The 26,327-nt window shown below is 68.9% G+C and carries 22 protein-coding genes and 1 pseudogene; 11 read left to right on the top strand and 12 right to left on the bottom strand.

The window, feature by feature from the left end; all coding sequences use genetic code 11:
- Positions 1-4 precede the first annotated feature (4 nt).
- Positions 5-3,067 (top strand): FAD-binding and (Fe-S)-binding domain-containing protein, encoded by a 3,063-nt coding sequence (locus Q0817_RS16850; RefSeq protein ID WP_298590898.1) that lies wholly within the window; start codon positions 5-7, stop codon positions 3,065-3,067.
- Positions 3,064-4,554 (top strand): NAD-dependent succinate-semialdehyde dehydrogenase, encoded by a 1,491-nt coding sequence (locus Q0817_RS16845; protein WP_298590895.1) that lies wholly within the window; start codon positions 3,064-3,066, stop codon positions 4,552-4,554. The genes Q0817_RS16850 and Q0817_RS16845 overlap by 4 nt, the downstream gene beginning before the upstream one ends.
- A 241-nt stretch (positions 4,555-4,795) precedes the next feature.
- Here the strand turns inward: Q0817_RS16845 and Q0817_RS16840 are convergent, their stop codons facing one another.
- Positions 4,796-5,458, bottom strand: a complete 663-nt coding sequence (locus Q0817_RS16840) for a GntR family transcriptional regulator (RefSeq protein ID WP_298590893.1) — start codon at positions 5,456-5,458, stop codon at positions 4,796-4,798.
- Positions 5,459-6,224: 766 nt separating this feature from the next.
- Between Q0817_RS16840 and Q0817_RS16835 the strand changes: the two genes are divergently transcribed.
- Together Q0817_RS16835 and Q0817_RS16830 are read left to right on the top strand one after the other, a co-directional pair.
- Entirely contained in the window at positions 6,225-7,640 is a 1,416-nt protein-coding gene (locus Q0817_RS16835; protein WP_298590891.1) for an amidase, read from the top strand.
- Between the two features lie 223 nt (positions 7,641-7,863).
- The gene (locus tag Q0817_RS16830; protein WP_298590888.1) at positions 7,864-9,267 is read left to right on the top strand and encodes an MFS transporter; all 1,404 of its coding nucleotides are present in this window, start codon (positions 7,864-7,866) and stop codon (positions 9,265-9,267) included.
- A gap of 231 nt (positions 9,268-9,498) precedes the next feature.
- Here the strand turns inward: Q0817_RS16830 and Q0817_RS16825 are convergent, their stop codons facing one another.
- The 4 genes from Q0817_RS16825 to ald form a co-directional block, all read right to left on the bottom strand.
- A complete protein-coding gene (locus Q0817_RS16825) occupies positions 9,499-10,701 on the bottom strand; it encodes a M20 family metallopeptidase (RefSeq protein WP_298590885.1) in 1,203 nt (400 codons plus the stop codon).
- A gap of 36 nt (positions 10,702-10,737) precedes the next feature.
- Positions 10,738-12,030: a PLP-dependent aminotransferase family protein gene (locus tag Q0817_RS16820; protein WP_229587013.1), complete on the bottom strand. Its 1,293-nt coding sequence runs from the start codon at positions 12,028-12,030 to the stop codon at positions 10,738-10,740.
- 7 nt (positions 12,031-12,037) lie between these two features.
- Entirely contained in the window at positions 12,038-13,174 is a 1,137-nt protein-coding gene (locus Q0817_RS16815) for a M24 family metallopeptidase (RefSeq protein ID WP_298590876.1), read from the bottom strand.
- 321 nt (positions 13,175-13,495) lie between these two features.
- Entirely contained in the window at positions 13,496-14,614 is a 1,119-nt protein-coding gene (gene ald / locus Q0817_RS16810; RefSeq protein ID WP_298590873.1) for an alanine dehydrogenase, read from the bottom strand.
- Positions 14,615-14,735: 121 nt separating this feature from the next.
- Here ald and Q0817_RS16805 point away from each other — a divergent pair, with 121 nt between their 5' ends.
- Entirely contained in the window at positions 14,736-15,233 is a 498-nt protein-coding gene (locus Q0817_RS16805) for an Lrp/AsnC family transcriptional regulator (protein ID WP_298590871.1), read from the top strand.
- A gap of 247 nt (positions 15,234-15,480) precedes the next feature.
- Here Q0817_RS16805 and Q0817_RS16800 read toward each other — a convergent pair whose 3' ends face one another.
- Together Q0817_RS16800 and Q0817_RS16795 are read right to left on the bottom strand one after the other, a co-directional pair.
- On the bottom strand, positions 15,481-15,933 hold the full coding sequence (locus Q0817_RS16800; protein WP_298590869.1) for a hypothetical protein: 453 nt from the start codon (positions 15,931-15,933) through the stop codon (positions 15,481-15,483).
- A 428-nt stretch (positions 15,934-16,361) separates the two neighbouring features.
- Positions 16,362-16,787: a hypothetical protein gene (locus Q0817_RS16795; protein WP_298590867.1), complete on the bottom strand. Its 426-nt coding sequence runs from the start codon at positions 16,785-16,787 to the stop codon at positions 16,362-16,364.
- Positions 16,788-16,973: 186 nt separating this feature from the next.
- Between Q0817_RS16795 and Q0817_RS16790 the strand changes: the two genes are divergently transcribed.
- Positions 16,974-17,423, top strand: coding sequence for a hypothetical protein (locus Q0817_RS16790; RefSeq protein ID WP_298590864.1), 450 nt, complete (start codon positions 16,974-16,976; stop codon positions 17,421-17,423).
- Between the two features lie 75 nt (positions 17,424-17,498).
- Here the strand turns inward: Q0817_RS16790 and Q0817_RS16785 are convergent, their stop codons facing one another.
- Positions 17,499-18,278: a CoA-transferase subunit beta gene (locus Q0817_RS16785; RefSeq protein ID WP_298590861.1), complete on the bottom strand. Its 780-nt coding sequence runs from the start codon at positions 18,276-18,278 to the stop codon at positions 17,499-17,501.
- Positions 18,275-19,198: a CoA transferase subunit A gene (locus tag Q0817_RS16780; protein WP_298590858.1), complete on the bottom strand. Its 924-nt coding sequence runs from the start codon at positions 19,196-19,198 to the stop codon at positions 18,275-18,277. The genes Q0817_RS16785 and Q0817_RS16780 overlap by 4 nt, the downstream gene beginning before the upstream one ends.
- 114 nt (positions 19,199-19,312) lie before the next feature.
- On the opposite strand from Q0817_RS16780, the gene Q0817_RS16775 reads away from it, so the two are divergent.
- Positions 19,313-20,197, top strand: coding sequence for a LysR family transcriptional regulator (locus Q0817_RS16775; protein WP_298590855.1), 885 nt, complete (start codon positions 19,313-19,315; stop codon positions 20,195-20,197).
- Positions 20,198-20,279: 82 nt separating this feature from the next.
- Here Q0817_RS16775 and Q0817_RS16770 read toward each other — a convergent pair whose 3' ends face one another.
- Complete coding sequence (locus tag Q0817_RS16770) at positions 20,280-20,486, bottom strand: tautomerase family protein (RefSeq protein WP_298590852.1); 207 nt, start codon at positions 20,484-20,486, stop codon at positions 20,280-20,282.
- A 197-nt stretch (positions 20,487-20,683) separates the two neighbouring features.
- Positions 20,684-21,718: a LacI family DNA-binding transcriptional regulator gene (locus Q0817_RS16765; protein ID WP_298590849.1), complete on the bottom strand. Its 1,035-nt coding sequence runs from the start codon at positions 21,716-21,718 to the stop codon at positions 20,684-20,686.
- 188 nt (positions 21,719-21,906) lie between these two features.
- Here Q0817_RS16765 and Q0817_RS16760 point away from each other — a divergent pair, with 188 nt between their 5' ends.
- The 3 genes from Q0817_RS16760 to Q0817_RS16750 all read left to right on the top strand — a co-directional run bounded on the left by Q0817_RS16760 (position 21,907) and on the right by Q0817_RS16750 (position 25,090).
- Positions 21,907-22,875, top strand: coding sequence for a dihydrodipicolinate synthase family protein (locus Q0817_RS16760; protein WP_298590846.1), 969 nt, complete (start codon positions 21,907-21,909; stop codon positions 22,873-22,875).
- A 38-nt stretch (positions 22,876-22,913) separates the two neighbouring features.
- The gene (locus tag Q0817_RS16755) at positions 22,914-24,218 is read left to right on the top strand and encodes an Nramp family divalent metal transporter (protein WP_298590844.1); all 1,305 of its coding nucleotides are present in this window, start codon (positions 22,914-22,916) and stop codon (positions 24,216-24,218) included.
- Between the two features lie 158 nt (positions 24,219-24,376).
- Positions 24,377-25,090: a sulfite exporter TauE/SafE family protein gene (locus Q0817_RS16750; RefSeq protein ID WP_298590841.1), complete on the top strand. Its 714-nt coding sequence runs from the start codon at positions 24,377-24,379 to the stop codon at positions 25,088-25,090.
- 128 nt (positions 25,091-25,218) lie between these two features.
- Here Q0817_RS16750 and Q0817_RS16745 read toward each other — a convergent pair whose 3' ends face one another.
- The gene (locus tag Q0817_RS16745; protein WP_298590838.1) at positions 25,219-25,677 is read right to left on the bottom strand and encodes a hypothetical protein; all 459 of its coding nucleotides are present in this window, start codon (positions 25,675-25,677) and stop codon (positions 25,219-25,221) included.
- A 460-nt stretch (positions 25,678-26,137) separates the two neighbouring features.
- Between Q0817_RS16745 and Q0817_RS16740 the strand changes: the two are divergent.
- A pseudogene (locus Q0817_RS16740) lies at positions 26,138-26,327 on the top strand (ISL3 family transposase); the annotation flags it as partial.

The raw sequence follows: 26,327 nt of genomic DNA, 5'->3' as shown, positions 1-26,327 counted from the left end.
ACGCATGAGCGAAGCCACCGTTCCCGCCCTCCCCGACGTCGTAGCCTCTGGCACGGCAGCTACTGCCGCCCGCAGGGAGGCCGCCGTCGACCCCGCTGTGCTGGGCCTCCTCGCCGCGGCGGGGGTAGCGGCGGACTCCTCGCCGCGCCGGCTGGCCGAGTACGCCTATGACGCCTCCAACTATCGGGTGCCCCCGCTGGCCGTGGTGTTCCCGCGCACCGTGGAGGAGGTGCTGGCCGCGGTGGCGGCCTGCCGGGAGACCGGTACTGCGCTGATCGGTCGCGGCGGGGGCACGTCCATGGCCGGCAACGCCGTGGGCCCCGGGGTGGTGCTGGATTTCTCCCGCTACCTGAACCGCATTCACGGCATTGACGAGGCCTCGGGCACCGTGGACGTGGACCCGGGCGTGGTCCTGTCGGACCTCACTCGGGAGGTGGAGCGCGCCACCGGCAACCGTTCCACCTTCGCTCCGGACCCCTCCTCGAAGAATCGTGCGACCGTGGGCGGGGCCATTGGCAACGACGCGTGCGGCAACCACTCCGTGCGCTACGGTCGCACTTCCGACCACGTGGTGGAGATCGACGTTGTCACCACCGACGGCGCGCGGCTGACGGCCACCACCACGGGTCTGCGCGCCACCGATCCGTCCGACGACGCGTCGGCCGCCCGTGCGGCCGAGCTGACGGAGTCGCTGACGCGGCTGGCGCGGGAGAACCTCGCCGCCTTCCGCGTCGAGCTCGGCCGGATCCAGCGGCAGGTCTCCGGGTACCACCTGGAGAACCTGCTGCCGGAGAAGAAGTTCAACATGGCCCGCGCGCTGGTGGGCTCGGAGGGCACCTGCGCCGTGGTGGTCCGCGCCCGGATGAAGCTCGTGCCCAAACCTGCCAGCGCGCTGCTGGTGTGCCTGGGCTACGAGGACGTCGTGGAGGCCGCACGGGACATCACCACCATCCTCGAGTTCTCGCCGGCGGCGGTGGAGGGCACCGACGAGGCCATCGTGGAGACCATGCGGTTCCGGCGCGGGGCGGGCTCCGTGCTGGGCCTGCCCGCCGGACGGGCCTGGTTGTTCGTGGATCTCGACGGATCCGAGCCCGAGGCGGTGGCCGCCGAGGCCGACCGCCTGCTGACGAGGCTGGCCGAGAACGGCCGGCTCGTGGAGGGTCGGGCCGTGCCCGACCTCGTGGAGCGAGCCTCGCTGTGGCGCGTGCGCGAGGACGGGGCGGGTTTGTCGTCCCGGCTGGCCAGCGGCGGGGAGTCCTGGCCCGGTTGGGAGGACTCCGCCGTGGCCCCGGAGGACCTCGCGGACTACCTCGCGGACCTGCGCGTGCTGATGGCCGAACACGACCTGGACGGGGTGATGTACGGCCACTTCGGCGCCGGGTGCATGCACATCCGCATCACCTTCGACCTGCGCACCGACGCCGGGCGGGAAGTCTTCCGCCGCTTCACCCGTGAGGCCGCCGAGCTCGTGGTCCGCCACGGCGGGTCGCTGTCCGGCGAGCACGGGGACGGGCGCGCCCGCTCGGAACTGCTGCCGATCATGTACTCCCCGACGGTGCTCGCGGCCTTCGCCCGGTACCGCCGCCTGTGGGACCCCTCCGGGATCCTCAACCCCGGCTCGATGACGGCCCCGGACCCGATGGACGCCCACCTGGCGCTGGAGGGCATCCCGGCGCGGGAGTGGCGCACGAGCTTCGATCTGCGCCCGGTCGGCAGCCACGGCGGCGGATCGCTGGTGGAGACCGACGACCCGGCCACCGCCCATGGCGCGGGCACCGACCCGTGGGTGCACGCCGTCCAGGGCTGCATCGGGGTGGGCCGCTGCCGTGCGGACACCGGCGGGGTCATGTGCCCCAGCTACCGGGCCACCCGGGACGAGAAGGACTCCACCCGCGGCCGGGCGCGGGTGCTCCAGGACATGGTCCGTGGTGCGGCCACCGTGCAGAAGGGCTGGCGATCGGAGGAGGTGCGGGAGGCCTTGGACCTGTGCCTGTCCTGCAAGGCCTGCGCCACCGACTGCCCGGCCGGGGTGGACATGGCCACCTACAAGTCTGAGTTCTTCGACCACTACTACCAGGGCCGACTCCGCCCGATCTCACACTTCTCCCTGGGCTGGCTGCCGCGCTGGCTCAAGCTCACCGGGCGGATCGCCCCGCTGGTCAACGCGGTACTGGCCACGCCCCTGGCCAAGGTCGCCGCCGTCGTGGGTGGGCTCACCACTAAGCGCACCATGCCGCGCTTCGCCGGGGCGAGAGAGTGGCGCCGGGAGGTCACGGCCGCCGGCGCGCAGCAGCCGGGCGCCGGTACCGCACTGCTGTTCGTGGACACCTTCACCCGGGGCTTCCGCCCCGAGGTGGCCGGTGCCGCCGCCCGCGTGCTCGCCGACTCCGGGGAGACCGTGGAGTGCTCCGCTGATGCCTGCTGCGGACTCACCTGGATCTCCACCGGCCAGCTGGGCACCGCCAAGAAGCTGCTGGCCCGGGCCGCGGAGACGCTCGACGACGGCACGGACCGCCCGATCGTGGTCGTGGAGCCCAGCTGTGCCGCGGCCCTGGCCAAGGACCTGCCCGAGCTCGTCCCCACGGAACAGGCGCGGCGGGTCGCCGCCCGTGTGCGCAGCTTCGCGGCGCACACGGCCGAGCGCGCCGCAGACGGGTGGACCCCGTCCCCGGCCCGTCCCGTGCCCGAGCAGGTGGTGCTGCAGACCCACTGCCACGAATACTCGGTGTTCGGTGCGGCCGGCCAGCGTGCCGCGCTCACCGCCGCGGGCGTAACCGACGTGGTCGACGCCACCGGCTGCTGCGGCGTGGCCGGCAACTTCGGCTTCGAGAAACAGCACTACGACGTCAGCATGCAGGTCGCCGAGAACGCCCTGGCACCGGCCCTGCGCGGCACGGGGGCCGAGACCGCCGTGCTCACCGACGGTTTCTCCTGCGCCATGCAGATCAACCAACTCGACGCCACCAGACCGGGCCTGCACCTGGCCCAGATCCTGGACCCGGGCCCGCCGCAGCCGGCCGCCTCCGACCGAACCCGCTCCACGACCCAGAAAGAGGACACCCCATGACCACCAACGTCAACGCCTTCCGCACCTCCCAGCAGGCCCTCGACGCCGTCGGCAAGGTCAGTACCGGCCTGTTCATCGACGGCCAGTGGTGCGAGGCCGCCTCCGGCAAGCGCTTCGACGTCGTGAACCCGGCCACCGAAGAGGTCATCGCCACGGTCGCCGACGGCGGCCCCGAGGACGCCCAGCGGGCCATCGAGACGGCCGGCCGTGTGCAGAAGGACTGGGCGAAGACCCCTCCCCGGGTGCGCAGCGAGATCCTGCGCCGCGCCTACGACATCATCATGGACCGCCAGGACGAACTGGCCCTGATCATGACCACGGAGATGGGCAAACCCTTCGCCGAGGCGAAGGGCGAGGTCGCCTACGCCGCCGAGTTCTTCCGCTGGTTCTCCGAGGAGGCCGTGCGCATCGGCGGCGACCAGACCACCACCGGCGACGGCAAGAACCGCATCCTGGTGTCCAAGGAACCGGTGGGCCCCTGTGTGCTGGTCACGCCGTGGAACTTCCCGCTGGCGATGGGCACCCGCAAGATCGGCCCCGCCATCGCCGCCGGCTGCACCATGGTGTTCAAGCCCGCCAACCTCACCCCGCTGTCCTCCCTCGCCCTGGTGGACATCCTCGTGGAGGCAGGCCTCCCCGAGGGCGTGCTGAACGTCATCTGCACCTCCAAGGCCTCCTCCGTGGTGGGCCCGTGGATGTCCTCCGGTATCGCTCGGAAGATCAGCTTCACCGGCTCCACCGAGGTGGGCGTGCGCCTGCTCGAGCAGGCCGCCCAGCACGTGATGCGCTCCTCCATGGAGCTCGGCGGCAACGCCCCGTTCGTCGTCTTCGAGGACGCGGACCTGGACCGTGCCGTGGAAGGCGCCGTCGCCGCGAAGATGCGCAACATGGGCGAGGCCTGCACCGCCGCGAACCGCCTGTTCGTCCAGCGCCCGGTCGCGGACGAGTTCTCCCAGCGGCTGGCCGCGCGCCTGGGCTCGCTGTCCGTCGGCGACGGCGCGCAGGACGGCACCGACGTCGGCCCCCTCGTCGAGGAAAAGGCCCTGGCCAAGGTGCAAGAGCTGGTGGACGACGCGGTGTCCAAGGGCGCCACGGTCGTCTGCGGCGGGTCCCGTCCGGACGGGCCCGGATACTTCTACTCGCCGACCGTCCTGTCCGACGTGGACCCCACCGCGCAACTCATGAACGAGGAGATCTTCGGCCCCGTGGCCCCCGTGATCCCGTTCGACACGGAGGAGGAGGTCGTCCGCATGGCCAACGACACCCCGTGGGGCCTGGTGGGCTACCTCTTCACCCAAGACATCGACCGCGGCTTCCGGGTGGGCGACGCCCTCGAGGTCGGCATGCTCGGGCTCAACACGGGCATCGTCTCCAACCCCGCGGCACCCTTCGGCGGCATCAAGGCCTCCGGGCTCGGCCGCGAAGGCGGCCGCGTCGGCATCGAGGAGTTCCTCGAGACCAAGTACATGGCCGTTCCCCGCGGCTGACGCAACGGCCCGGTGCGCCGGGCCCCGCACGCGCGGGTGCTCCTCGCCCGACTGTCCTGGCCGGGCAAGGAGCACCCGTGCGTTTCGGGTACGACTGGATGTGTTCTCGTCTGCCCTCTGCCCTCTGCCCTCTGCCCGGTGCCCACCCGTGGGTGACTCAGGGGCGGGCGGATGGGTCGGTCGGTGTCGACTGGACCAGGACCGGCTCCGGAGAGTCCCGGACGTGAGTGGTGCTCTTCTGTCAGCCCTCGGAGGGACTCAGGCGGCCGATGGCGTCCTCCATGTGGTCCAGGAGCAGCCGATCGGCGCGCTCCACGTCAGATCGTCCGATCGCCTCGGCGATGCCCCGGTGCTCGTCCAGCCGGAAGATGTGGGAGTTGTACCGGCTCTCCAGCGCGGTGATGCACATACGGGTCTCCACCATGAGCGTGGTGTGCATCCGGGAAAGCCGGGCACTGCCGGCAAGGGCCACGAGCAGCGCGTGGAACTTCACGTCCGCCTCGGTGAGCGCGTCCGTGTCATTCTGCGCGACCGCAGCCGTCATCGTCCGCACCACCTCGAGGAGTCGTTCACCCGCGTGCTCAGCGTCGACCTGGATGGCTCGCATCGCGGCCGCTCGCTCCACCGCGGTGCGCGCCAGGTACATATCCCGCACATCGTCGTCCGTCACCTCGATGACGAACACGCCCCGGTTCCTGATGCTGACCAGCAGGCCCTCCTGGGTGAGTCGCTGCATGGCCTCCCGCAGGGGCCCGCGGCTCACACCCAGGCGGCGGCTGAGCTCGGCCTCGTTCAGTTGCTGACCGGGCACCAGGTCGCCCTCGCCGATGGCCCGGCGCAATTGCCGTGCGATGAGGGCAGGCGTCGTCTCCTGGACCACCGGTTGAAGTATGGGGCTGGTCATGGTGCCTCCGACCATAGGTAACCGTGCTGGACAAAAATATTGTTCACAATCATATCCCGAAGCGGACTAGAGCGAGGGCTGCACTATGTCCCGATTTCGCTTCCCCTGCGGTGCTCCGCGCCTTCTGATGACCCGCTGGGCACCTTGACATTCCCCGTGCCCACCGCCTGTGACCTGCTCCGATACGCACGTCCGGGTGCCAGTTGTGGGCAACCCTGCGGAGGAAGGGTATCGAGACTGCGGTAGCGGTCTCCAGGCTTATCCTCAACGGCTCCGGAGCCGGACCCACACCCCGCGGCGCGCCTCATGCCTTCTCCTTGTTGCCTAGCTCACATCAACACCATATGCTTCTTGTAGACAATCGTACGACGGGGGATGGTGATCACGTGTTTCCCAGTGCGCTCCCCGATGTGCCCATCCTGGACCGCTCGTTCACTGCTGACCGTGCGGCCGAGGTCCGGGGGGGGGGGGCAGTCAGCCGATTTCAGGACGCTACTGCTGGGCTGTGGCCCATCGGCGACTGCCATGGAGGAGCATGCCCGTGCCGTGCGGACACCCGGCCCGGCCACGGGGACCTGGCGGGCGGCGGTGATCCGGGCCGGCGTGGTCTTCCCTTCTCTCTCGTGGTCTCTCAACCTGACGCCCCCGGACCACGTCGTCTCGGATGCCTTGCTCTTCGTTCCGCAGGGCGGAAAGACTCCCGCGACCACCCGGAGTGGCCCCATCGTGGTCCCCGTTCGACCGACTTCGACCTAGAAGGAAGACCATGACTGATTTGACGGAACTCACGGCGCTCGAGCTGTTGGACGGCTACCGCCGGGGCAGCTTCTCCCCGGTCGAGGCCACGCGGGCCGTGCTGCGGACCATCTATGAGCTGGACGGTGCAGTGAACGCCTTCGTGTCCGTGGACCACGAGCAGGCCCTGCGCTCGGCCGCCGAATCGGAGAAGCGATGGCATGCGGGGGAGCCGCTGGGTCCCGGCGACGGGGTCCCCACGTCCATCAAGGACATCTTCTACACCCGGGGCTGGCCCACGCTGCGCGGCACCCGGCTCATCGACGCGAACCGGTCGTGGGAGGAGGACGCCCCCTGTGTGGCCCGGCTGCGCGAGACCGGTGCCGTGCTCCTCGGCAAGACCACCACCCCGGAGTTCGCGTGGAAAGGGGTCACCGACTCCCTGCGCCACGGCTCGACCGGCAACCCATGGGGCGCTGACCTGACCTCGGGGGGTTCCAGCGGCGGCAGCGCCACGGCCGTGGGTATGGGCATGGGGCCCTGGTCCGTGGGAACGGACGGCGGTGGCTCTGTCCGGATCCCTGCCGCCTTCACCGGCACGGTGGCGATCAAGCCCACCTACGGCCTCATTCCGATGTTTCCGGCCAGTCCTTTCGGCACGCTCGCCCACGCCGGGCCCATGACCCGCACCGTGGCTGATGCCGCCCTGCTGCTGGACATCATCACGGGCTTCGACTCCCGTGACTGGTCCGCCCTGCCGACGCCCACCTGGTCCTTCCTGGAAGAGCTTGAGGGCGGGGTCGGCGGCCTGCGCATCGCTTTTTCGCCCACACTGGGGTTCGGGCAGAACGATCCCGAGATCGAGCGGCTCGTCCGCCGCGCCGCCGAAAGGTTTGTGGAGCTCGGGGCCGTGGTCGAGGAGGTGGACCCGGGTATCCAGGACCCGGTCGAGGCCTTTCACACCCTGTGGTTCGCCGGTGCCGCGAAGGTCCTGGAGGGCTACGGTCCCGGCGCGATGGACGAGGTGGACCCGGGGCTGCGCCGCAGCATCGAGGAGCAGGGCGAGATCAGCGCCTCCGAATTCCTGGACGCCACGGCTGTGCGGATGGACCTGGGCGTGACCATGGGGCGCTTCCACGAAACCTATGACTTGTTGCTGACCCCCACCCTGCCGATCCCCGCTTTCCCCCGGGGCCAGGACGCGCCGGAGGGCTGGCACTCCCCGAACTGGACCAGCTGGACGCCGTACACCTACCCGTTCAACATGACCCAGCAACCGGCGGTGAGCGTGCCCTGCGGCCTCACCGGGGCGGGCCTGCCCGCGGGACTGCAGATCATCGGGCCCCGGCACGCGGACCGGATGGTGCTCCGCGCCGCCCAGGCATACGAGCAGGCGACCGCCTGGGGCACCCAGCCGCCCGCGCGGGCGGTGGTCAGCGGTGGCTGAGGGCCGCCTTGGTGCCGGAGCACCACTGCGTCGGATACCACGCGGCATCCGACCACGGCCGCGCACGAGGGGAGGGGGCAAGCACCCCTGACCCCGGTGCACCAAAAGCACCACGACACCTGACGAATTGTTGACCATCATTCACGCGGGCTGTTCCGTTCAAGGCAAGCCCAACACAACCGGGGCGCCAGCCGGTGCACCATCCGCACTCTTGGAGGATTCCATGAATTCACACCACGATCCTGGCCATTCCGGCGCCCGGCAGGACGGCCTGCCCCGCAACCCGGCAACAGGACGGCCCGAACCGGACGCCAAGACGGTCAACCGCGCCGTCGCAGCCTCCGCCATCGGCAACGCCACCGAGTGGTTCGACTACGGCGTGTACGCCGTGTCGGTCGTCTACATCACCCAGAACTTCTTCCCGGGCGAGTACGGCACCATCCTGGCGCTGAGCACCTTCGCATTCTCGTTCCTGGTCCGCCCCCTGGGCGGCCTGTTCTGGGGACCGCTCGGAGACCGCCTCGGCCGCAAGCGCATCCTCGCGCTCACAATCATCCTCATGGCCGGGGCCACCTTCTGCATCGGTCTGATCCCCTCGGTGGAGACCATCGGGATCGCGGCCCCGATCCTGTTGATCCTGCTGCGCGCCGTGCAGGGCTTCTCCACCGGTGGCGAGTACGGCGGCGCCGCGACCTTCATGGCCGAATACGCCCCGGACAAGAAGCGCGGCTTCCTCGGCAGTTTCCTGGAGTTCGGCACGCTGGGCGGCTTCGCCCTCGGCTCGCTCATCGTCCTGTCGGGTGAGGTGGTGCTGGGCAACGAGGCCATGAGCGAGTGGGGCTGGCGCATCCCGTTCCTGCTCGCCGGACCCATGGGCCTGGTCGGTCTCTACCTCCGGTCTCGGCTGGCGGACTCGCCCATCTTCCTGGAGCTGGAGGAGGCCGGCCACGCCGAGTCCTCCGCCGGGACGGCGCTCAAGGACCTGATCACCCAGTACTGGCGTCCCATGCTCACGATGACGGGTCTGGTGATCGCGCTCAACGTGGTGAACTACACCCTGCTGAGCTACATGCCGACCTACCTGGAGGGCCAGACCGGCATGGACTCCCGGACCGTGCTGACCATCATGTTCGTCGCACAGTTCGCGATGATGCTCGTCATCCCCTTCGCCGGGGCCCTGTCCGATCGGGTGGGGCGCAAGCCCATGTGGTACGTCTCGCTGATCGGGCTGTTCGTGCTGGCCATCCCCATGTACATGCTCATGGCCAACGGGTTCTGGTGGGCCCTTCTCGGGTTCGCGGTGCTCGGTCTGCTCTACATCCCGCAGCTGGCCACCATCTCCGCGACCTTCCCGGCCATGTTCCCCACCCACGTGCGCTACGCCGGCTTCGCGATCACCTACAACCTCGCCACGGCCGTCTTCGGCGGCACCGCCCCGCTCGCCAACGAAGCGCTCATCGAGGCCACCGGCACCCCGCTGGTCCCGGCGTTCTACATGATGGCAGCCTGCGTCGTCGGGCTCATCGCGGTCCGCACCATGAAGGAGACCGTCGGCGCGTCCCTGCGCGGCACTGAGATCCCGGAGACGAAGCCGCAGGACATCATTCGCGCCCGGGCCCGGGCCTGACCTTCCACCTGGAGACCCCCGCACCTCGATCCGAGGTGCGGGGGTCTCTGCCATCTCCGCCCACGGGCCGTGACTGCCACCGGCGCAGCGCAGGGCCCCAGGCGCATCATCGACACGGGATGAGAGCTCGGGAGCACGGGAACAACCTGTGCTGGACTTTGAGACGTGGTGCGGCGGGGGACGTGGGTGTCCCGGTGACGCCGGAAGTCCCCCGCAAGCCGGGAACTTCAGTCAGGCGCCGAGGAGCCGCAGCGCGGTGAGGGCGTAGGCGCGCGCGGCGAGGACCAGTTCGTCCACGCCCACGGACTCGTCGACCTGGTGGGCCTGGTCATTGAGGCCGCCGGGGCCCATCACCACCGTGGGGACGCCGTGGTCCCGGGCGATGAAGCCGCCGTCGCAGGCCGCGCTCCACCCGCCCACCGACGCGGGGCCGCCGAGGTCGGCGACGGCACCGTGCACGGCGGTGACCAGGGGGTGGTCGAGGTCCGTGCGGAACCCCGGCATGGCCATGGTGACCTCGATGTTCACGGAGATGCCGTCCCCCGTGATGCCGGCCGCGTCCACGGCCGCCACCAGGTCCGCGGCAAGCCGGTGCGGGTCCTCGTCGGGCATCAACCGGCGGTCGAGCCACACGCGGCAGGACGGGGCGACCATCGAGGTGGTGCGCCCGCCCTCGATCCGCCCGACGTTCCAGGTGCCCGCGCCCAGCAGCGGATCGAGGTCCTGCTGCCGGCGGTCGTGGTCGGCGCGGACGAGCTCGAGCACCCGGGCCGCGGCGTCGATGGCGTTGCGTCCGTCGGCGGGCCGCCCGGAGTGCGCCGGCACCCCGGTGACCTCGAGCTCCAGGTAGGCGTCGCCCCGGCAGCCCACCACCGTCTGGAGGTCTGTGGGCTCGGCGACCACGCACCCGCAGAAGCCCCGGCCGAGGCCTCGCCGTGTCAGGTGCCGGATCCCCAGGCCCAGGTCCTCCTCGTCCACGGTGCAGGCCAGCCGCACGGGCCCGCGCAGTTCCGCACCGGAGCGGCGTAGGGCGTCCATGGCCACCAGCACGGCCGCGAGCCCACCCTTCATGTCGGTGGCCCCCCGCCCGTAGACCCGGCCGTCCGCCACGACGGAGCGGAACGGCTCCCGGGTCCAGCCGGGCCCGGCGGGCACCACATCGGAGTGCCCGAGGAAGAGCAGACCGGGCCCGTCCCCGACCGGTCCGCCGGGGGCCAGCTCGACGTCCACGTTCGGCCGGCCCGGGGCGGCCGGGTCGGTGCGGACCTCGAGCCCGCGGATCCGGCCGGCCTGTTCCAGGATCTGTACGGTGCGTTCCTCGGTGCCGCCGGGGTTCTCCCCGCCGGCGTCGACGAGGGCTCGGGTCAGCGCCACGACCTCGTCCGGGTCGATGAGGTCGAGGACGGCGTGCTCGAACTCGTGGGCAGTCTGCATGGTTCCTCCCGGACCGGGCTGCGCCCGCGTCGTCGTTCAGCGGTCGAGCTCCGCGCGGGCGATGTCCAGGGCGCGGGCCAGGCGCTGCAGCCCGACCTCCGTGCGCTCCGGGGTGGTCGAGGCGAAGCAGAGGCGGAAGGCGTCCTCGAACCGGCCCGAGGGGGACAGCGCCGGGCCGGGGATGAAGGCGACGCCCTCGGCGAGGGCGATCTCGAACAGCCGCGAGGTGGAGACCCGGGCGTCCTCGCCCTGAAGGGTCACCCAGAGGAAGAACCCGCCCTCGGGATCCGTGGTGGTCACCCGGGAGCCCAGATGCCGGGCAATCGAGGCGTCCATGGCCTCCTTGCGGCGGCGGTACTCCGTGCGCAGACCGGCCAGGTGGTCGTCGTAGCCGCCCTGGCGCACGAAGCGCTCCACGATGTGCTGGGCGGGCACGTTCGTGCAGGTGTCCATGGCCTGCTTGCCGGCGATCAGCAGCTTGCGCAGCTTCGGGTCCGCGTCCACCCACCCCACCCGCAGGCCGGGGGCGAGGACCTTGGAGAAGGTCCGCACCGAGAACACCAGAGGGTCGTCCGGGCTGATCTCCCGGAAGCCCGGGACATCCTGGCCGGCGAAACGCAGGCCCCCGTACGGGTCGTCGTCGAGGATCATCGATCCCCACCGATGGGCCAGCTCCAGGATGCGGACCCTACGGGCCTCGCTGAGAGTGGTGCCGGAGGGGTTCTGGAAGTTCGGGATGGTGTAGATGACCCGCGGGGTCCGGCCGGATTCGGCCACCAGGGTCTCCAGGGCGTCCACGTCCATGCCGTTTCGGTCCATCGGGACCTCGAGGATGTCCGCGCCGTAGCTCAGGGCCGTGCCGGAGCCGTTCGTGTAGGTGGGGCTCTCGACCACCACGAGATCCCCGGGGTCCACGAACAGCTTGAACGCCAGGTCGAGACCCTGCATGCCCCCGGAGGTGATCACGAGGCGCTCGGGGCGGGTCGGCTCCGGGGTGGTCGAGTGGTGCTCTACCACCGTCTCGATCAGCCCTGGCTCTCCCTCGGTGGCCCCGTAGGTGAAGGAACTGTCGTCGAGCACCTCCGCGGCGATGCGGCGGAACTCGGCCGTGGGGATGACCTCGGCGGCGGGGGCGCCCATCGCGAAGCGGACGATGTCGTGGGACTGGGCGGCCAGCAAAGAGGTGGAGGAGTCGATGACAGAGCCGACAAGCCCGTCGGCCCGCCGGGCCAAGGGCAGCAACCCCTGGCCCGGGTCCCCACTGATCCCGTGAGTGGGCTTGACGGCGAGGTTCTCGACCGTGGTGAGGTGTGTGGTGGTGGTCGTCATGGGTTTCTCACTTCCTGATGAGTGCTCGGGGGAACGAGGTGAAAGTCTCCACCCCGGTGCGCGTGACGCGCACGGACTCGGAGACCTCGTACCCGTACCCGGTCATCCACATGCCGCAGATGACGTGGAAGGTCATGTTCTCGGCCAGCACGGACTCGTCCTCCGTGCGGATGCTGATGGTGCGCTCACCCCAGTCGGGTGGATAACCGATGCCGATGGAGTACCCGAGCCGGCTGTGCTTCTCCAGTCCGCGCTCGGCCAGCGACCAGTTCCAGGCCCTGGCCAGCTCCCGGACCGGCACCCCTTCGGCCACGGTGTCGAGGACGGCCTGCAGGCCCTCGCCCACGGCCGCCTCCAGGCGCAGCAGCTCGTCCGTGGGCGGACCCAGCATCACCGTGCGGGCCAAAGGGACGTGGTAGCGCCGGTGCGCGCCGGCCAGCTCCACGACCACGGCGTCGCCCTCCCGCAGGACACGGTCGGACCATGTCAGGTGCGGGGTGTCGGCGGAGGCGCCCGTCGGCAGCATGGGCACGATCGCGGGGAAGTCGCCCCACGCGTCGTCGACGCCCTCGGCCTGGGCCCGGGCGATCTGGGCGGCCACCCGGTTCTGCGGGACACCGGGCTCGATCGCGTCGATCGCGGCCTGCATCGCTGCCGTGGTGACCCGGGCCGCGGTACGCATGTACTGGATCTCGGCCTCCGACTTCACGGCCCGCACCCAATTCACGAGCTCGAAGCAGTCAACGAGTGTCCACTCCGGCAGCGCGTTGACCAGGGAGCGGTACCCCTTGGGGGAGAAGAAGTGGGAGTCCATCTCGAGACCGACGCACCCGCGGGCGGCCGGGGCGATCTGGCCGCGGCGGCGCAGGTCGAAGGACACCCAGTCGAAGGGATGCAGATGGGGACGGTGGACGTAGCGCTCGGGATAGCCGACGATCTGATCCGGGGGCAGCCACGAGGTGCGGAAGGCCCCGTTAGCGTCCATCTCCCGCAAATAGAGGAGCATCTCGCCCTGTGCCGGCACGAACAGCATCTGCGGGGTGTAGAACGACCAGGCATCGTAACCGGTGAGGTAGAAGATGTTCGCGGGATCCGTCACGATCAGGGCGCCGAGGCCCTGATAGTCCATGCGCTCACGCACCATCACCAGACGCTGTGCGTACTCCTCAGCGGAAAAGAGAGACGCACGGACATCGGCGTTGCCCTGTCGATCCGGGACACCGAGGCCCAACTCTGTGATGTTGCCGGGGCCAAGCTTCGAGGTGGTCATAGCTCATCATCAAATCTGTCGTTCTTATTGTCAACAATAGACGGCTGGTTATGCCTTGGGCGACCGGTGCGGAAGTCATGGTCGTAAAGCTCTGCTGAGTCCTTGCTCAGCCGACCCCGTCAAAGTCCCGCACCCTTACTGGTGCTGCCAAGCACGAGAAGCCTGGCCGATGGGGTGCACTTCAGTTCTATCCCGTCAGGCCGCGACCAGATCCTGCCGGTCGGTGTAGTCCAGGCCGTGGGCCTCGCTCACGGAGCGGTGGGTGACCCGCCCGGCGTGGATGTTGAGCCCGGCGGCCAGGGCCGGGTCGGCGGCCAGGGCAGCCTCGGCGCCCTTGTCGGCCAGGGCCACGGCGTAGGGGAGGGTGACATTGGTCAGCGCGTAGGTGGAGGTGTTCGGCACGGCCCCGGGCATGTTGGCCACGCAGTAGAAGACCGTGTCGTGGACGCGGAAGGTGGGGTCCTCGTGGGTGGTGGGCCGGGAGCCGGCGAAGCACCCGCCCTGGTCCACGGCGATGTCCACCAGCACGCTGCCGGGCTTCATGGCCGCGACCATTGCGCTGGTCACCAGCTTGGGTGCCCTCGCCCCGGGGATCAGCACGGAACCGATAACCAGGTCCGCCTCGGTCACGGCGCGCTCGACCTCGTAGGCATTGGAGGCGATGGTCGTGAGGCGCCCAGCGTACCGGTCGTCGAGCTGGCGCAGGCGATCGACGTTGATGTCAAGGATGCTCACGTCCGCGCCCAGGCCCACGGCCATGGCGGCGGCGTTGGTGCCGGCCACCCCCGCGCCCAGGACGGTGACCTTCGCCGGGCGCACCCCGGGCACCCCGCCCAGCAGCACGCCCTTGCCGCCGGCCGGGGCGGTCAGGGCCGCGGCCCCGGCCTGGACGGCCAGCCGCCCGGCGACCTCGCTCATCGGGGCCAGCAGGGGCAGGCGCCGATCCGCGGTCTGGACCGTCTCGTAGGCGATCGCGGTGACCCCGGCCTTCAGCAGTGCGGCCGTCAGCTCGGGTTCGGCGGCCAGGTGCAGGTAGGTGAACAGCACCAGACCCTCGCGGAAGCGGTGGTACTCGGAGGCCACCGGCTCTTTAACCTTCAGGACCATGTCCGCCCGGGCCCACAGCTCCTCCGCGTCGGCGAGGATCTGCGCGCCGGCAGCGGTGTAGGCGTCGTCGTCGATCCCCGAGCCGATCCCGGCCCCGGCCTCGACGAGGACCTCGTGGCCGTGGGCGACCAGCTCGTGCACGCCCGAAGCGGTGATGGCCACCCGGTACTCGTTGTTCTTCACTTCGCGGGGAACGGAGACAATCATGACGGACCTTCCAAAGAAACATGGACTAGACGAAGAAATTCTGTCGTATTCATGCCATCACTGGAGGTAGGATTGCAGATCCTTCGAGAGTTCGCGCCAAATCTACAGAATGGTAGAAAAGGTGACCCGCATCACACAACCCTCGCCGCAGGATCGACGCCGGCCCTACGAGCTCGACGACCTCGACCGTCGCCTGCTGGAACTGCTGCGAGCCAACGCGCGGATGACCAACCAAGCCCTGAGCGAGAACCTCGGGGTGGCCCCCTCCACGTGCCTGACGAGGATGAAGACCCTGCAGCGGGCCGGAGTAATCCGTCGCTTCACCATCGAGGTGGACCCCAAAGCATCGGGGCAGACCATCGAGGCGCTGATCAGCGTGCGCCTGCGCCCCGGAGCTCGCCAGCAAATGGCCGCCTTCGGCGAGAACTTGAAGAAGGTGCCGGAAGTTACCCAGTTCTTCTTCGTCGGCGGAGTGGACGACTTCCTGATTCACGTCATCACGCGGGACACCGACCACATCCGCCAATTCGTGCTCGAACACCTGTCCTCGAACCCAATCGTGGCTGCCACCCAGACCAGTCTGATTTTCGAGCATGTGACAGGCCTCGATGCTCTCTGAATAACGCGCCACGACGACGGCAGGGCACGCCGCGCCTGCGCACAGGCAAGACAAAGTAGGTGTATCCGCGAGCTTGGAAGCGGGTCAGCCACTATCACCGTGTCTTGCTGTTTATGGCACAGCTATTGCGAGGCCGCCTGGTCCATGCGGACGTGAAATTAAGGATTCTCTGGGTGTCGCGTCAGCACTTCAGGGGCTCGATTCTACATATAACCTGTATTAGTCGCGGATTCGATTGAGGAATTGATCAGTCGACACTGATGCTGGTGTTTTGGTCGGTCAGGATGAGGTCCCATCCGGTGTTTCCGCGCACGACGGTGGCGTGCTTGATTGTGTCGTCACCATCCATCCAGTGCAGCTCGTGGCCGCTGACGGCGGCTTGGTAGCCGCACTGCCGGGCCACCCAGGCGCCTTCTGCCAACGCCTTGACGTGGCTTTCGGGCCAGGTCAAGTGAGCCACTGCTGCCCAGGCGGCCACGACGAGACTGCTCAGCATGGCCACCACACCCAGAATTGGGGGAAGCCAGGGGAGCCAGGTGAGGCCCACGGACAGGGGCATGCCGATCAGCGCGATCGCGGCCGGGTTGTTCCACCATGTCGGCTCCGGCGATCGGGGGGTTGGCGCGATGTTGGGAAAGACCCGCACCGTCGTGTCGGTGGTGGGACGGTGGGGGTCGTCGAAGGACTGCTGCAGGCTCACAGGGGGCTCCAGAGGACAAACGGGAACAAATGCAGATGGCGATGGGTCAAGGAAGCACGAGGATGATGGCGGCCAGCGGCACGGTGGCTGGCACGGACCCTCCCTTTCGGTTTATCACCGACTGCGGCCAAACTCCTCAGCGGGAGACCGTTGGTTTGCTCACACGCACCGGCCGGTCTGACCGACCCCTAGTCTCAGCACCGGTACTTGAACAAACCGGCGTCGAGGCCGGGAAGGTGGGACGGGACCAGAGCGACCATGCCATCCCGGACCGGGCACCGAATTCCCGCTTGCGGCTCAGCCCACCGCTTTACATATGGCCCGGCTACCGGACAGCTCCTGGGGGAACGGCGTTGCAGTAGGGGTTCCTCAGCGGCTCATATCAGCGGGTCGAATCAAGCCGCTGGCGTGCTGCGGTGATTCATGGCTCAAGGTTGCTGTGCCCGGCGCTGGCCCACGAGTGCGAGCCCGGCCGCGAGAGCGAGCACCGACAGGGAGATCCAGAAGATCCACGGCCCCGCCGGATACATGTCCACGAAGATCGAGGGGTGTCCGCCTATCTGAGTGGGATAACCACAGACGAACGTGGGTGGGAAGACCGTCCTCTCCCCGGAGATGATGCCTATGTCCACAGCACCCAGCGCTTGGGCGCTGTCCGATGGTCCATTCCTCGCACAGACGTACTGTGGGCCTTCGCGCACGGTCACTACGTGTGCGGCCTGATTGATGACCCAGACCAAGAAGGCGGCGGCTGCGACGATCCAGCTGATGAAAACCCAGTCGCTGCACTCCATACGGGGTTTCGAAGTGCTTGACGTGCCGGGGACCCGGGAGGCCGGCGCAGAGGTGTTCATGGCTGGAGCCTAAGCTCTGGTCGTCCGCCATCCCGGTTGCTCTGCCGAGGCGGCAAGTCAGCGCAGACGTCAGTTCGCGGGCGTTGCAGCAAGGGTTCCCCTCGCGGTGGTCGCGAGACGCGCCCTGACGACGGTCCCGAAGGTTCTGTGCCTACGGTGGGAGCCCCGGTTGAAAGATGATGCCTGGTGAGACGAGCCCTTCGCGTGCATCCGCTGAGCACCTACCTGGTGTTCCAAGCACTGACCGCAATGGTGGCACTGGCCTACACCGGTGTCCTGTCAGTGGACGGCATCGGATGGGCGACCTGGGCCGGGTACTGGGCGGTGCTGGGAACGGTCGGGCTGGTGTGGACCCAGCTAGCGTGGGGACCGTGCTGGAAAGCCGGGGCGGACTACGGGCTGTCTGCGGGGGTGCGCATCGCGTTCATGGCCGTCGCCGGCGCAGCGCTGCTGCTGCCGTTCCTGGTCTTGAACGTCATCTTCGACCCGGCGTGGTTCTTCTACGCCCTGTTCCTGGCTCCCTACGGGGCGATCGTGGGCCTCCTGGGTGGAACGGTTCTCGCGGTCCGGGATCGCAAAACCATGGCCGCTGTCCGTGCGGATCACGTCCAGGCGCCCCGTCCACTGGAACGCTGACGCTTGCACGGCCGTGACCGCTCTCTGCACGGTGCGTTAGGGCTTCCCTATGTCGATGGGGGAGGCGCCGACGTTTCAGCGGAGATATACCCGGTTGGGGTCGACTTCCTCGCGTAGGAGAGACAGTTCGACGTCGGAGGGGTGGGGCACGACGGTCAGTTGGTCGCTGACTTTCAGGTCCCAGCCGGTGGCGGCGACGACGTCGGCGGGGTCGACGCCGGGGTACACGCCGGTGAGGAGGAGTTCTTCGCCGGGGGCTGTGCGGCTGAGCACGCCGAGTTCGGTGATGACCTTGGTGACGCCCAGCCCTCGGGGTGTGAAGCCGGCGGCGAGGGCCCGGTCGGGCCCGGGGGAGGTGCAGAAGTCGAGTTCGGCGACCAGGGAGCGGGCTTCGTGGCGGCGCATGACCACGTAGACCTCTTTGGAGTTGGCCATGACTTCGGCGGCGCCTCCCGAGCCGGGGAGACGGACTTTGGGGTGGGCCCAGTCGCCGATGACGGAGCTGTTGAGGTTGCCCCACTTGTCGATCTGGGCCGCACCGAGGAAGCCGACGTCGATGTGCCCACGCTGCAGGACGTAGTTGAACAGGGCGGTCATGTCGAGCACGGCCTCGGCACCGGTGATGAGCACGGAGTCCGCGACCGTCTCGGGCAGGCTGGCGGGGTGGGCCCCGCACACCCCGGATTCGTAGATGATCTCGATGTCCGGGGCGCAGGTGAGGTGGGCCAGGGACACGGCCACGGTGGGCAGGCCGATGCCGGCGAAGACGGTGCGGGCCTGGGCGAGCTCGCGGGAGGCGACGACGGCCAGCAGCTCAGACGGGGAGATCTGGGTGGCCTGGGTGGTGTCGGTCATGACTGCCTGCTTCCGTAGTTGACCGGGAGGGAGGGGACGTAGGGGGAGGCGAGCTGGTCCCAGAACTGGGGGCCTTGCTTGGCTACGTAGTCACTGTGGTCGGTGAGCTCGTGGATCCATTCCTCGAGCCAGTCCTGGAGGGTCTGGGGGTCCTTGCTGATGTCGTTCCACTGCCGGTAGAAGGCGCCGTCGCGGTCGTAGTAGCCCTGGACGAAGGAGGGGTGGGCGCCCTTGGGGACCTCGACGACGGCGTCCACCACGTGGCTGGGCAGCAGGGTGCGGTTGGGGTCGGAGGTGATGACGTCTTCGTCGACGATTTCCTCGACGGTGACGATGACTTTCTCGGCGGAGTAGGCCACTTCCTGCTGGATGCCGGTCAGGCCCCAGATCTGCACGTTGCCCTTCGCGTCGGCGCGCTGGGCATGGACGATCGCGACGTCGGCGTTGATCGGCGGCACGACGTAGATCTTCTGGCCGTCGTAGGGGGACTCGATCACGCGGATCTCGTCGTTGATCTTCGGCAGGTCCGAGCCGGCGTAGGAGAGCAGGGGGTAGAAGGGCAGTCCGGAGGCGCCGGCGAGGTAGCGGGCGATCATGCCGCCGTGGCTGTACTCGCGGTAGCGCAGCGGCCTCGGGCCTTTGCCCTCGATGCGGCGGCGCAGTTCGTGCAGGGAGCCCACGGAGCTGTTGCCGATGAAGGAGGAGACCAGCTCGTCCACGCAGTCACCGGCGATCAGCTGGTCGACGACGATGTCGGCGGTCATCCGGTAGACGGTGAGGTTCCGCTTCTGCTGCCGGATGATCTCGTGCGCGGCGGCGTAGGGGATGATGTGGGTGAATCCTTCGAGGGAGACCGAGCAGCCGTCGTGCACGAATGCGGCGATGGCCTCGGACAGGGTCATGAGTTTGGCATGTGTCATGGGATGGCCTTTCTGGCGAATCTGCCTTCCATGGTGATCCGGGGACGGTCGGGGGATCCAATACGCAGTTGATATCGGGGGGATACCCGCAGCGCGGAGGGAAAGGGGGCGCCGATGGAGTTGCGGCTGCTGCAGTCCTTTCTGGTGCTCTCCCACGAGCTGCACTTCGGCCGGGCGGCGGCCCGGTTGCACATCGCCCAGCCCCCGCTGACCAAGCAGATCCATCAGCTCGAGAAGCAGCTGGGGGTGCAGCTGTTCGAACGCCATCCCCGGGGGGTGCGGCTGACCCCGGCCGGTGAGGCCTTGGTGCCCGAGGCGGAGCACATCCTCACCGCGGTGGACCGGGCCGTGCACACGGTCCGTCATGCCGAGCACGGTGGCGCCGGGCGCCTGGTACTGGGCTATTCCGGGGCTACGGGCACGGCCCTGGTCCCGGGGTTGTTGCGTTCGGCCATCACGGCCCAGCCCGGGGTGGATGTGGACGTCAAGCGGTACGGGAGTTCCGCGCTGGTGGCCGACGCGGTCCTCGATGGGGAGGTGGATCTGGGGCAGGTGATGCTGCCCTTCGAGCACCCTGACCTGGGTACACGGGCCGTGGCCCAGCACCAGCCGCTGCTGGTGGTGGCCAAGGACCAACCTCTGGCCGAGCGGCCCAGTGTGCGCGTGGAAGAGCTGGAAGGGATGGATTTCGTCACCCCGCGCCGCTACAGTGGCTCGGCGCTGCTGCAGCTGCTCCAGGAGGTGTGTGCCACCGCCGGCTTCACTCCCCGAGTGGTGAAGGAGACTCCGGACACCTACACCACCCTCATGCTGGTGGGCGCCGGAGTGGGCATCTCGATCGTGATCACCGGCATCGACGTGCTCTCCTCCGAGGTGCGCTACGTGGCCTTCGAGCAGGACGATCTGCCGAGCCTGGAATCCGCGGTGGCCTGGCGGAAGAAAAACCCCTCCCGGCGACTGGACCACGCCGTGACCGCCATGACCTCTGGGCTGCCGTAACCGTTGGTACGTGTCGCGGAGGAACACCGGAGGGAACACTCTCGTGTTCCCTGGCGGGTGCCCATCGAGCACTCCGCCCGGCTCAGAGGGTGGGGCCGGAGGGGCGTTCCTCGCTCTTAAGGGTGGTTCCGACCGTCCACAGTTCCGGGTCGACCTCGTTGACCAGCACCCGCACGGAGGACAGCGGGGCGTCGAGGGTGCGGGAGACCGTCTTGGCGACCTCGCGCAGGCAGTCCTGGACTATGGCGCGGTCGCGTCCGGCGACCATGTTGATGGTGACGATGGGCATGGTGTCTCCGTTCTGCAGGCTCCGTCGGAGCCAACGGTGTGGGCGTGGATGGTGGTGCGGGTCTGTGTCTGGCCGGTCCTACCGGCGTCGGTGAAGGACCACGCCGATGGCCTTGGTCGCTGTCATCACCGTAGGGGCTGGCATCCGGAGAGCCAGGGCCCCTTCCGGTGTTGCCAGCAACGAGGCGGGATGTGGCTTCAGTGAGCGCGCGTGGCCGGGGGCCGGGCGGTGGACTGGCGCGGGATGAGGGTGGGGTTGACCACCCGGCGCGGCTCACCGAGGGCGCCGGTGCGCTGCTGGGTGAGCAGCTCCACGGCGTTGGCGGCGATCTGGTCGAAGGGCACCCGCACGGTGGTCAGGGCCACGGGCAGCCGGGCTGAGACGGGGATGTCGTTGTAGCCGACCACCGACAGGTCCTCCGGCACCGAAAGCCCCGCGGCCTGAGCGGCGGCCAGCACCCCGATGGCGGTGTTGTCGTTGACGGCGAAGATCGCGGTGGGCCGTTCCGGGCCGGCCAGGACGGTCCGGGCGACGGTCTCCCCGGAGTCCATGCCGAAGGTCGACTCGTGGACGAGATGGTCGACCTCGGTCAGGCCGGCCTCGGCCATGGCGCGGCGGTAGCCGGCCTGCCGGGCCACGGCCGTGGAGGCATAAGACGGTCCGGCGACCAGGGCGATGTCGCGGTGGCCCAGGTCCAGCAGGTGGCGGGTGGCCAGATATCCACCGAGTTCGTCGTCGCCGGTGGCCGAGGGGCTGATGTGGTCGGTGCGCAGGGCCAGTACGTGCGGCACCCCCTGGGCCCGCAGCTGGGCCGCGACGGGGTCCTCCAGGCGGGCGGTGGTGAGGATCAGCCCGTCCACGCGCTGGCGCAACAGGGTCTCCACGGTGGCTTTCTCGGCCTCGGGGCGGTCCTCGGTGGTGGCGACCATGGCGAAGCCGGCCTGGCGGGCACAGGCCCGGGCGACCTCTTCGAAGAACACCGCCATCACCGTGTCCGACAGCCGCGGCACGAGGACTCCGACGGTGCCGGTGTGCTGACGGCGCAACCCGGAGGCGTAGGCATCAGGGCGGTAGCCCAGCTCGGTGGCGGCGGCCCGCACGCGCTCGGCCGAGGGGGACTTCGACGGGGGATGGCGGTCGTCGAGCACCCTCGAGACCGTGGAGATGCTCACCCCGGCGACCCGAGCCACGTCACGGATCGTCACGGTGCGCGGGGCCGCCTGCTCAGTCATGCCCGTCCTGATCCATGGCTCGGACGATACCAAAGCCCTCGCCGGGACAGGCCCCGAGGGGGCTTCGATCGGTGGGGTTCCATGGGCTGGGTCACAGAAAGTTTCGCCGGAGGTGTTGACAGGTGTCATGGCTCACATCATAGTTGAAAACGTTCCCGCAAACGTTCCCAACACAGGAGGAACCTCAAATGTCTCTCGATCTCCGCGGCCTCACTCCCGCCCCCGTCACCCCGTTCACCGCCGACATGGAGGTCGACCACGACGCCCTGGCCAACCTGACCCGCTGGCTGGCCTCCGTGCCGGGCGTGAAGGGCCTGGTCTGCCTGGGTCACGCCGGTGAGGGCACCTACCTGACTCGTGAGGAGCAGGTCGAGGTCATCCGCACCATGGTCGACGCCGCCGGTGAGGTGCCGATCATCGCCGGCATCACCGGGGAGGGCGACAAGGTCGCCGCCGAGGAAGCGGCCCGGGCCGCCGAGGCCGGGGCGAAGGCCGGTCTGGTCTACCCCTCCCACGGCTGGCTGCGCTTCGGCTACCAGGACGGTGCCCCGCAGGAGCGCTACCGCGCCATCCACGAGGAGTCGGACCTGCCGCTGATCCTCTTCCAGTACCCTGATGCCACCAAGGCCACATACAACCTGGCGACCCAGCTCGAGATCGCCGCCCAGCCCGGGGTGTTCGCCACCAAGAACGGGGTGCGCAACATGCGCCGCTGGGACACCGAGATCCCCGTGCTGCGCAAGGAGAACCCGGAGCTGCAGATCCTCACCTGCCACGACGAGTACCTGCTGCACACCATGTTCGATGTCGACGGCGCCCTGGTCGGCTACGGTGGGCTCGCCCCGGAGCCGCTGATCGAGCTCATCAATGCGGGCAAGGCCAAGGACTACGCCGCCGCCCGGGAGCTGCACGACAAGCTGCTGCCGGTCACCAAGGCCGTCTACCACCGCGGGTCCCACATGGAGGGCACCGTGGCGCTGAAGATGGGCCTGGTCGAGCGCGGTATCCTGCCCAACGCCGTGGTCCGCCCGCCGCTGCTGCCCCTGGCCGAAGGTGCGCGCGAGGAGATCGCCTCCGCCCTCACCTCCGCCGGTCTCATCGGTGACGACGCCCAGTACACGAGCCCCCAGGCCTTCCAGGCCTCCAGCGTGGTGTGACTTCCCAATCAGGACGGTGGAGAACGACGATGACCAACATGACTGCTCGATCCAAGAAGTCCGCGCACCCGGCCACCTCCGTGGTGGCCGACTCCGAGACCCCCGCACTCGGTACTGAATCCCCCGCCCGACCCAACCGCCGATCGCGGTTGCTGGGCGCGCTGGCCCTGATGGGCCCGGGGTTCATCGTTGGGGCCTGGCAGTTCGGCCCGGGCAACCTGACCTCGGCAGTCCAGGCCGGCAGCCTCCACGGCTACGACCTGATCTGGGTCATCGCCGTCTCCACCATCCTGATGCTCGGCTTCACCGACATGAGCGTGCGGATCGCCCTGGCCTCCGACCGCTCCCTGATCCAGATGATCAAGCTGCACCTCGGCAAGGTCACCGGGGTGGCCGCCGGCATCGGGGTCTTCCTGATCACCTTGATGTTCTCCGTGGGCAACGCGGTGGGCTCCGGGCTGGGGATGTCCATGGTCTTCGGTGGCTCCCCGACCCTGTGGACCCTGGCCTGCACCGTGCTCGTGGGCGTGGTGGCCTGGGCACCGAACTACTACAAGGTCTTCGAACGCGGGCTGTTGGCGATCATCGCCCTGATGGCCGTCGGCTTCCTCGCCTCGGCCCTGCTCACCCAGCCCAACTGGGTCGAGGTCTCCGACGGCTTCATCCCGTCCCTGCCGCCCGGCGCCGGGATGCTGCTGGTGGCCCTGGTCGGCACCAACTTCTCGATCAACGCCGCCTTCTACACCGGCTACGCCTCCCGGGAACGCGGCCTGCGCCCCGAGCAGTACAAGGCCACCACCCTGGCCGACACCATCCCCGGCATCGTCGCCCCGGGCATCATGACCATCCTGGTCATCGTGGTCGCCGCCACCGCCCTGCAGGCCACCGGCGGCACCGCCGCGACCTTGGGGGATCTGTCCACGGTTTTGGAGCCGTTGGCCGGACCCATCGGCACGATCGTCTTCGGCCTCGGGTTCACCGGGGCGGCGTTCTCCTCGATGATCGCCAACGCCACCGCCGGTGGCACCCTCATCTCGGACACCCTGGGCTGGGGCAACAAGCTGGACCGTCACCGGGTGAAGGCCATGATCTGCGTGGTCCTGGCCTTCGGCCTGGCCGTGACCCTGCTCGCCCAGGGCTCCCCGATCCAGCTGATCATCACCGCCCAGGCCCTGACCGTGATCGTCGCTCCGCTGCTGGGCATCCTGCTGCTGATCATGGCCACCCGCCGCGACGTGATGGGCCGCTATGCCAACCGCTGGTGGCAGACCGCCCTGGGCCTGCTCGGCCTGGCCGCGATCCTGGCCACCTGCTACCGGCTCCTCACCACACTGATCGGCTGACCTGCACCACCGGCCCACCCGGAACGCACAGGGCGGGAACCACACCAGTGGTTCCCGCCCTCTGCCATCGGTTCCACACTGCTGGGAGTGATCGTGATGGTCTTGTTTCACCCAGGGCGACGCAGTCCACCCGATTCGAACTGCGAGGAGGGGCGCACATGAGTGGTGTTGAGCTCGTCATCATTGCCGTGGTCGTCGTCGCGGCGGCCTGCCTGCAGGGAGCGATCGGCTTCGGACTGGGAATGCTGGCAGCCCCGGCCATTGCCCTGGTCGATCCTTCCCTGCTGCCGGGATCCATCGTGCTGCTCGCCGCCGGCGTCACCGTGCTCGGCGTGCTCCGGGACCGCACAACCATCGATCTGTCCGGCGCAGGGTGGGCCCTGATCGGCAGGGTCCCGGGCACGGTCATCGGTGCTGCACTGGTGGCCCTGCTACCTGCCCGCGGGTTGGCGATGATCCTGGCCGCCACGGTGCTGGCGGGTGTCCTGCTGAGCGTCTGCGGGTGGCGCCCCACGCCCCGTCCGGTCACCGTCGCCGTCGCCGGGGCAGCATCCGGGGCGCTCGGGACCGCCACAGCCATCGGCGGCCCGCCCATGGCGCTGGTGTGGCACGGCTCCACCACCGCACAGCTGCGCGGCACCATGAGCGCGTTCTTCCTCGTGGGAGCCCTCATGTCCCTGGCCGGTCTCGCCGCGGTCGGAGCCCTGGATCAACGCATCCTGCACTTCGCCGCGATCCTCACCCCGGCGATGATCCTGGGGTTCGCCCTGTCCATGCTGGTCAACAAGCACCTGGACCGGCAACGAGTGCGCCGCGTGGCCCTATCAGCCTCCACGCTAGGGGCGGCTCTCGTGCTGTGGCAGTCCCTGTAGGCCCCAGAACGTCCACTGCTCCGACCGAGGACCCCGGTAACCAACAGCGTGCCGTGCGGCCACGGTCGGGCACCGATGCCGCCCTGCGCTCAGGGGGTGATCAGCGAACGTAGCGTGAGTACGACTCTTCAGTGGTTGCTCTCGAGAACCGGGGCGTCGGCGTCGAGCAGGAACAGGTCCCACCCACCACCGCTGTGGTCGAGCCGAGCGGCCATGCTTCGATCGGCGTTCCTCCACTGCAAGGCCTCACCGACGGACTCCACCTGGTACCCGCACTGATCGGCAATCCACACCGACTCCTCCACAGCCCGGGCACGACTGGCGGACCACCGCCCACGGTTCAACTCAGCCAGGGAGGCCAGCGCCACCCCGGACACCGCGGCCAGCAACCCCGACAGCGCCGGCAGAGCGGGAGAGGTGAAGAACAAGGCCGCGCTGATCACCGAGGCGAACATGATCGCCACCGGGTGGTTCCACCACCCCGGGGCCGGGGTGCCCGGGGTGCCCGCGACGTCGGCGAAGACCCGAACCGACAGGGAGTCCGTGCGGCTCCGGCCGTAGTTGTTCAAAGACTGCTTCACACTCAACGGAGCTCCTCCGGGCATGGGCCAATAGGGATGACGAACAGCAAGGAGAACGACGGCGAGATTCTCGTGCGGAGCCAGTCGCACCGGCACGAGTGAGCGTCGTAGACCCAACAGTCGACCCAGTTGCCGGGACGGGGATCACGCGAAGCGCCGCCACGCCGACAGCACGTAGTTTCTCCATCAACTGGTTTACCACCACGGTGAAGAGGAACGCCTATAAAAGTGCTATCTGATTGGTCACACCCCTACCGAGATACCGACAAACGGGCGAACGTACCCAGGCGACAAGACGTCCATTTCTGGGCGCCGGGATCCGTCTCCAGGACCTCACCAAGGCCGCCCCAATTTCCGGCTCTTCAGGATCCAGGGTGTAGTGGGGGTCGGCGCGTCGGTGGCCGGATAGGGGTCGAGGCCTCCCAAAGATGAAGGTTCCTACACGCCTCATCTGGAAGACCTCGACGTGCCTGACGCTACCTTCGCCTGCCCTGATGTGACCACCTTTTGCCGTCTCGATGAGCTCGGTCTCGATGTCGTCGGGCAGCGCCTCGAGCCTGATCGGGCGATCCTGGCCTGCCGGGTCGTGGAATCGGACCAGTGGTGCCGACGCTGCGGCTGCGAGGGGACGCCCCGGGACACGGTGATCCGGCGGC

It is taken from the genome of uncultured Kocuria sp. (genome assembly GCF_947500125.1).
Taxonomy (GTDB): domain Bacteria; phylum Actinomycetota; class Actinomycetes; order Actinomycetales; family Micrococcaceae; genus Kocuria.
The sequence above is the reverse complement of the archived record's forward strand: the minus strand, read 5'-3'. Positions and strand labels throughout refer to the sequence as shown.